Source organism: Idiomarina sp. UBA4206, assembly GCF_002383015.1.
GTDB lineage: Bacteria > Pseudomonadota > Gammaproteobacteria > Enterobacterales > Alteromonadaceae > Idiomarina > Idiomarina abyssalis.
Genome location: NZ_DFTS01000031.1, coordinates 40012 through 47717, shown reverse-complemented (window position 1 = coordinate 47717; position 7706 = coordinate 40012). Strand labels below are relative to the sequence as shown.

The 7706-nt window shown below is 47.4% G+C and carries 6 protein-coding genes; 4 read left to right on the top strand and 2 right to left on the bottom strand.

Going from position 1 to position 7706, the window contains the following annotated elements; translation table 11 throughout:
• Nucleotides 1-2119: PAS-domain containing protein (locus B3180_RS06685; RefSeq protein ID WP_286843673.1), on the bottom strand; the 2119-nt coding region annotated here is incomplete at its 3' end.
• A 2-nt stretch (nucleotides 2120-2121) separates the two neighbouring features.
• The gene (locus tag B3180_RS06680) at nucleotides 2122-2739 is read right to left on the bottom strand and encodes a trimeric intracellular cation channel family protein (protein ID WP_054489461.1); all 618 of its coding nucleotides are present in this window, start codon (nucleotides 2737-2739) and stop codon (nucleotides 2122-2124) included.
• Nucleotides 2740-2883: 144 nt separating this feature from the next.
• Between B3180_RS06680 and B3180_RS06675 the strand changes: the two genes are divergently transcribed.
• From B3180_RS06675 to secF, 4 genes are all read left to right on the top strand, one after another.
• On the top strand, nucleotides 2884-4398 hold the full coding sequence (locus tag B3180_RS06675; protein WP_222235763.1) for a sigma-54-dependent transcriptional regulator: 1515 nt from the start codon (nucleotides 2884-2886) through the stop codon (nucleotides 4396-4398).
• A gap of 138 nt (nucleotides 4399-4536) precedes the next feature.
• A complete protein-coding gene (yajC, locus tag B3180_RS06670) occupies nucleotides 4537-4872 on the top strand; it encodes a preprotein translocase subunit YajC (RefSeq protein WP_054489456.1) in 336 nt (111 codons plus the stop codon).
• 28 nt (nucleotides 4873-4900) lie between these two features.
• The gene (secD, locus tag B3180_RS06665) at nucleotides 4901-6745 is read left to right on the top strand and encodes a protein translocase subunit SecD (protein ID WP_286843670.1); all 1845 of its coding nucleotides are present in this window, start codon (nucleotides 4901-4903) and stop codon (nucleotides 6743-6745) included.
• Nucleotides 6746-6753: 8 nt separating this feature from the next.
• Nucleotides 6754-7701 carry a protein translocase subunit SecF gene (gene secF / locus B3180_RS06660; protein ID WP_278356301.1) on the top strand — a complete coding sequence of 316 codons (948 nt, stop codon included), beginning with the start codon at nucleotides 6754-6756 and terminating at the stop codon, nucleotides 7699-7701.
• The last annotated feature ends 5 nt before the right edge of the window (nucleotides 7702-7706 follow it).

Sequence of the window (7706 nt, the reverse complement as noted above, 5' to 3'; positions counted from 1 at the left end):
TTGGGTTTCCCTGAAGTTCTATTGTTAATGAGCCCTGCTGGCGCTGGTAACGATAGGCACTACCAGCACGTAAGTAACTCAGACGTTTTTGAATTTCACTTTCGACGTCTCCGTTTTCAGAGGTACTTAGCAGACCGCGACTGGCGTTGTAACGCAGCAGTTCTTCAACAGGCATTCCTGAGCGGACTAATCCGTCCGGGTAAGCAAATATCTCCAGATAACGACGGTTCCAGGCTACCAGTCTCAGCTTTTGGTCGACCACACTAATGCCCTGCGGAATATTTTCGACGGAAGCCTGTAAAAGCTCCCGGTTAAACTGATAAAGACGTGACGCTTCTGTTGCCCAGTCAACCACCCGGGAAACCGGGAATTCCTGCTGTTCCGAAACGGTATCCAGCAGAAGCCGGCTGGCTGAAGTGCCTATTACCGCTGACAACTCGCGCTCGATACGAACCAGCATAGGAGCCGGAACCATAGCCTGACCTTCCGGGGTTAACAGATCCATTCTCAGCCGCTGTTGAATAGCCGCTAATTGCTGGTCGTCGTAAAACCGGGATAAAAGTGAGCGCAACCGGGCCCAGGTGAGACTTGGCTGTTGTGTATAACTGTCACTGTTATCAATATGGGGCAGTTCTGTCTGAACGTTTCTGCTAATTACCGAGAATAACCAAAAGCAGGCTAGGTTGGCTCCCAGGCTAATGAGTACGCCATTGGCGATATCAATATCGGTAACCAGAGGTTGACGGCCGATGGATGGAATGAGTAAAAGTACCAGCCAGAGAATCGTACCGACAGCGAGTCCGGCCAGCACCCCGGTTTGAGTCGCATTTCGCCACACAACCGTCGCTAAAATAGCGGGAGCCAACTGAGCCAGTAAGGCCAGTGAGAGTAACCCGGAGTTTACCAATGGCATCGACTCAATGGTGGCTTGATAGTACAGGTAGGCCATAAACATGACCACGACCATTGTCATGCGCCGAATGGACAAAATTCGCTTGGGCGTAAAGCTAAACTGCCTGAGTTTTTGCCGGGTCATGCGCAACCAGACGGGCATAACCACGTCGTTTGAGACCATGATGCTCAACGCCAGTAACGCAATAATGACCATACTGGTCGCTGCTGACAAACCGTAAATAAAGGCAATTAGGGTAATATCCGGCCTGTCCATCATAAGCGGAATGGCAAGCAGAAAGGTATCCTGCCCCGCTTGTTCCGGTGCTAGGTGTAATGCGCTTAATGCCAGCGGCAGTATGAAAAAGTTAATAGCGAACAGGTATAGCGGAAAAGCCCAGCGTGCTGTTTTTAATTCATCGGGATGGGTATTTTCCACATAGCCCACATGAAACTGGCGAGGCAGACAAAACATGGATAGCCCGCCTAACAGCATATGTACCGCAAACACATAGCCGCCATGCTCACGCCCGGCCAGAACTTCCTGAGTGTGCGCTGACTGAAAACTGGTCTGGAAAAGGTCGGCTAAACCGTCGAACACGGTATAACTGGCAAATAGCCCCACAATGATAAAAGCACCAAGCTTTACTAAAGACTCGAAAGCAATGGCATCCATTAAACCGGAATGCTGTTCGGCCAAACTAAGGCGGCGTGTACCAAAAAGGAAACCGAACCCAATCATGGTTAAAGCTACCAGGAAGGAAAGGTCGAATAGCCACGACGGGTTATTATCAAACCCGGTGACAGCCGCAAAACTTGATGTGACCGCACGTAATTGCAGTGATATGTATGGCACGACGGCGATAAAAGCGGTAATGGCGACAATTCCGGCTAATAAGGGCGACTTGCCGTAGCGTGTGCCGATGAGATCAGCAATGGAAGTAATGTTCTGGTGTTTACAATAATTGAGTAGCTTAAGTTGTAAGCCATGAAGCACGATAAAAACAACAATTGCACCGGCGTACGTTGGCGCAAAGGCCCAGCCATAGTAGGCAGACTGAGTAATGGTTCCGAAAAACGCCCATGACGTGCAGTGCACACCCTGAGCCAGGGAGTAGCGATAAGGCTTTACCCGGTTGGACGCTGCCCGGTCACCGCGATAAGCAATGCTGAATAGAATGGTTAAGTAAGCAATTGCTGCAAAAACGGTGACTTCGATGCTTAGCATGGCTAATGGTGATCCTGTTGATCACGGAAAACAGTCAGCGACCAGTTAAACTTAATTGCCCCTAAGCGAATCAGCAGCGTTGATGTCATACCAGCAGCTAATGCAATCAAAGGTTGGTAAGGAACCAGCAGAACATAAACCGTAGCCCCTGCGATGCAAGTCGTTGCGTACAACTCACTTTTTAAAACCATGGGAATGTCACGGGCAAGAACGTCACGGAGCATGCCACCAAAACAGGCCGATATGGTTCCCATAATAATAGCGATAAAAGGTGAAAAGCCCGCTGATAAGGTTTTCTCCGCGCCCATTGTTGCAAAAAAGGCAAGTCCAATGGCATCGGCGACCATTAATGTTGTCATGGGAATATAGGCTTTAAAGCGCAGCCAGACTATAGTGAGTAACGCCGCAATAATAATGGTGTAAAGGTAGTTGGGATCGTAAGTCCAGAAAACCGGTAAACCGAGTATAAGATCGCGAGTCGTTCCGCCGCCAATAGCCGTTGCTGATGCTAAAACCAGTACGCCAAAACCATCCATTTTCTTACGAAACGCTAATAACGTACCAGCTATCGCAAAAACCGCGACACCAGCATGATCTGTCCAGTAAAATATCAATTCCATGAGTAATCAGAAAGTAGCAATGGTATAACTTAGTTTGTCATTAACCTTTATTGATTCCCAGCACAAATTGAGTGGCTATTTGCTATTCATAATTTTATCATGGCACCAACGTCAGAAAGGCTGTTGGGCTAAGGATTAGCGAGAATGAGTGCAACTCAGTACACGACAAAACACGCGGTTGACGAACTCGTTGACAGTTATCAACGAGTTCCCATGTTAGTTATTGCAACGCACCCGGATAGATCACGGATAGGCGAACGTGCCGCATTAATTGATTTGCACAATGAGGGCAATGATTATTTAAGCCGGGTAAAACCCGAATTCGCTAAAAATGGCAATGCCGGTAGAGCCTTGCTTGATGAATTTATTAGTCGTTCACCCATTATTTTTCAAAGTGAACCCGATGGGCGCATAAAGCTTCGGGCGCATAGCACCAAAACGACGGTAACAGTTGTCGGACGGGGCGTTCAGGACGAGTATGTGCTGCACGAAAGAGAGCTGGATAATGGCGTGGTTATTGGTTTAAACCATAGAATCGTTTTATTGTTGAAGCTTCTGCCGCTGCATGACTCTGCGGTTGATGATAACGATGTACTTTTTGGTATCAGTTCCGATATTCGGGCTATCAGACAACGTGTAGAGCAACTGGCCAGTATGAGTCTGCCGGTTATGATTAGAGGTGCGGCCGGAGTAGGAAAACAGCAGGCAGCTTATGCCATTCATCAGGCCAGTGAAAGGCGCGACAAGCCGTTCATCAGCGTGAACCTAGCGGCAATTCATGACGCAGTCGCCGAAGCTGAACTGTTTGGGAGCGAACGCGACGGAAACCGCCAGCTTGGCTATTTTGAACAAGCAAACGGTGGAACTATTGTACTTGAAGATATCGAAGACGCTTCGGTGAATGTGCATCGCTTATTGCACACTGTTCTGCAAAGTGGCTCAGTTGTCCCTGTCGGCACCGAGGATACGCAGCCTATCAACTGTCGTATTATGCTTACCAGCCATAAAGACCCTGGCGACATTGAAGAAAACTCGACTTTATCGATGCTCATTGAAAAGCTATCCGCTTATCAGTTGTTTATTCCGCCTTTAACGGAAAGGCGTGAAGACATTGGCTTGTTGTTCGATTATTTTGTTCGGGAACAATGGCAAAAGCTTTATGGTAACCGCGCGTACGATGCGAAAATTTCCGGTGAACTAATGAGCCAGCTAATGACATTTCATTGGCCTGGCAATGTGCGGCAGTTGCGAAATGTTGCTCGACAGGTGGTTATTGATAGCCGCGATCAGGAGCAATTGCATTTGGATCCGCAACTACTCTCTATGCTTAGGCCCACCTCGGTAAATGGTCATTGGGAAGAAGAAACACATGTTCAGCGGCGACCAAACAGCGTGAGCCGCAACGAGTTATTAGAAACGCTGGAAAGTTGTCGCTTTGAGCTGCAGGCTACAGCGAAAAAACTCGGTATTTCCCGAGCGTCTGTTTATCAGTTAATTCAACGTTTTGAAGGTGTGCGAACCGCACAGGATTTATCCGAAGAAGAGATTAAGCAAAGCTACGAGAAAAACCGTTCTGACACCGAAAAAATGATGTGGGATTTACAAGTATCACAAATTGGTTTGAGGCGCAGGCTGAAAAGTTTGGGATATGATATTTGATAATACTGAGCGGCGTTAAACTTTCTGATAGTATAACGGGTTTAGATAAATTGAATTGTATTTTGCAATAGCTGTCCCCATATCGTGAGATGGTTGTTCAAAAATTAATAATAAATTTAAATTAACTGAGGGAATTTTATGGACTTTTTTATTAGCTCAGCTTACGCGCAAGACGCAGGTGGCCAAAGTGGCGGTGGCATGGAATTAATTTTCATGCTGGTAATGTTTGCTTTGATTTTCTACTTCATGATTTACCGTCCGCAAGCTAAGCGTGTTAAGCAGCATAAAGAATTGATGGGTGCATTGAGCAAGGGTGATGAAGTACTTACTCAAGGCGGTTTAGTCGGTAAAATTACCAAAGTAAGCGACGATAAAGACTTTCTTGTTATTGCTTTGACTGACGAGCTAGAAGTAACCATCCAGAAAGGTTCTGTGACTTCCGTTCTTCCTAAAGGAACAATGAAGTCTCTCTAATCTCTGACATTAGAAACAGGGGCACGACGTGTTAAATAAATACCCGTTGTGGAAAAACCTGCTGGTTATTTTTATCGTTTTAGTGGCAGCGCTTTATGCGCTGCCAAATATTTACGGTGAAGACCCGGCAGTTCAAGTTTCCGCAAACCGAAATGCGACCATTGATACCAGCACTATGGATCGCGTAAAAAGCAGTCTGGAAAACGTTGGCATACAAGCAAAAAGTATCGCACTAGAAGAAGAGCAGCTACTGATCCGCTTAAACTCGGACGATGAGCAGCTAAAAGCCCGGGAAACTATCCTGGACAGCTTAGGTGATAATTACATTGTTGCTTTGAACTTAGCGCCCGCAACACCAGAGTGGCTGAAAAGTGTTGGTGCTCAGCCGATGAAGCTTGGGCTTGATTTGCGCGGCGGTGTGCACTTCTTAATGGAAATCGACATGGACGAAGCTGTCCGCAAAATTGTCGATGGTATGAAAGACACAATCCGCACAGAGTTGCGTGAAGAGCGTATTCGTTACAGTGCCGTTAGAGTTGACGACACTACGGTAGAAGTTGAGCTGCGTACTGACGAAGCCTATGCCGAGGCCGCAAGCTACTTAGACGGCAGGTATCAGGGCTATAACCTGGTAGAAGACGAAGAAAACCGACTGCTGCAGTTGCAGATGAGTGATCAGAAGCTTGCGGAAACTCGAGATTACGCGGTGTCGCAAAACATCACCATTATGCGTAACCGGGTGAATGAGCTGGGTGTTGCAGAGCCAGTTATTCAACGTCAGGGCTCTAACCGCATTGTTGTTGAGCTTCCCGGGGTGCAGGATACCGCCCGGGCGAAAGAAATTTTAGGGGCTACAGCAACGCTGGAGTTCCGTATGGTTGACTCCGAAAACGACGCACGCGACGCCGTCAACGGCCGAGTGCCTTTTGGTAGTGAGTTAATGCCAATGCGTGATGGTCCACAGCAGCTACTGAAAGAAGACGTTATTCTGACTGGTGACCATATTGTTAACGCAGGCGTTGGTTACGATGAGTACAACCGTCCTCAGGTTAATATTACGCTGGATGGTGCTGGCGGCAATAAAATGTCTATGGCAACCAAAGACCATGTTGGTCAGCCTATGGCAAGGGTTTTTATCGAATATAAAGCCACCGATGAGCGTGATGAAGAAGGTAACCTGCAATTCACCAAAAACGCAGAAGTTATTAACGTAGCCACTATTCAGTCTCGTTTAGGCAGTAGCTTCCGTATTACGGGTGTTGGCGCTAACGAAGCACAGAATCTGGCGCTGCTATTACGCGCCGGTGCGCTGATAGCACCCATACAGATTGTTGAAGAACGCACCGTAGGACCAAGCCTGGGACAGCAAAACATTGATTCAGGTACACAGGCCATTTTCTGGGGTTTTGTTTTAGTACTGGCCTTTATGGTTGTGTACTACAAAAAGTTTGGTTTGGTGGCAAACACAGCTTTGGCAGCTAACCTGATTCTTATTATCGGTGTTATGTCGATGATACCCGGCGCAACACTGACCTTGCCAGGTATGGCCGGTATTGTATTGACCGTCGGTATGGCCGTTGACGCCAATGTGCTTATTTTTGAGCGTATACGCGAAGAAATTAAAGCTAAGCGGAGTCCGCAACAGGCCATTCATCATGGTTACGACAGCGCTTTGTCGACCATTGCCGATGCTAACGTCACAACGTTAATTGCGGCGCTTATATTGTTCGCTATTGGTAACGGTCCTATTAAAGGCTTTGCCATCACTCTTGCTATCGGGATTATCACATCCATGTTTACTGCGATAGTCGGAACCCGAGCCATTGTTAACTCAGTTTGGGGCGGCAAAAAGCTGTCTAAACTGCCTATCTAGGGGGAGCCATGCAAGAGATTATAAAGACAAATGAACGACTTCCCTTCATGCGGTTCCGCGGAATTATGGGCATTATCAGTATTATACTGGTGGTGGCCTCCATCGCTTCGTTGTCGGTCAATAAGCTTAATTTTGGGCTTGATTTTACCGGCGGAACACTGCTTGAGGTGGGTTTTGAAAAACCGGCAGATTTAAGCCGGGTAAGAAGTGCGTTAGACAATAAGGGCTTCGGTGATGCTGTGGTTCAGAACTACGGCACCCAGGAAGATATCCTTATTCGTCTGGAGCCGCGTGAAGGCGTGAAAGCCGAGCAGCTCGGCACCGATATTCTTGACTCTTTGCGCGGTGAATTTGAGCAAACCGTTGAGATGCGCCGTATAGAGTTTGTTGGCCCCAATGTTGGTGATGAGTTCATCGAACAGGGTGGGCTGGCCATGTTAACCGCTCTTATTTGTATTTTGCTTTACATTGCGATGCGGTTTGAATGGCGTCTGGCAGTAGGTGCTGTCGCAGCATTGGCGCATGACGTTATTCTGACGCTGGGCTTGTTTTCAATACTGGGGCTTGAGTTTGACCTGACGGTATTGGCGGCATTACTTGCGGTTATCGGTTACTCCATTAACGATACCGTTGTTGTCTGTGACCGAATTCGGGAGACTTTCCGTAAATACGCTAAACTGACTCCTATACAGACGGTCAACCGCGCACTAACGGATACACTGAGCCGGACATTGGTTACCTCGTTAACAACCATATTGGTGTTATTAACCTTGTTCTTCCTTGGGGGACCGTTAATTCACGGGTTTGCTACGGCTTTATTATTTGGTGTGGTTATTGGTACTTATTCATCCATTTATATCGCCAGTACAGTGGCTCTGGCCTTTGGCGTAAGCCGTGAAGACTTAATGCCGACGGAAGTGGAAAAAGAAGGCGCGGATCAGGATCCTTTGCCTTAATATAG

Bases quoted from the DNA above. Each gene is read 5' to 3' on its own strand.
- B3180_RS06680 (WP_054489461.1), bottom strand. From the start codon at position 2,739: ATGGAATTGATATTTTACTGGACAGATCATGCTGGTGTCGCGGTTTTT.
- B3180_RS06675 (WP_222235763.1), top strand. From the start codon at position 2,884: ATGAGTGCAACTCAGTACACGACAAAACACGCGGTTGACGAACTCGTT.
- yajC (WP_054489456.1), top strand. From the start codon at position 4,537: ATGGACTTTTTTATTAGCTCAGCTTACGCGCAAGACGCAGGTGGCCAA.
- secF (WP_278356301.1), top strand. From the start codon at position 6,754: ATGCAAGAGATTATAAAGACAAATGAACGACTTCCCTTCATGCGGTTC.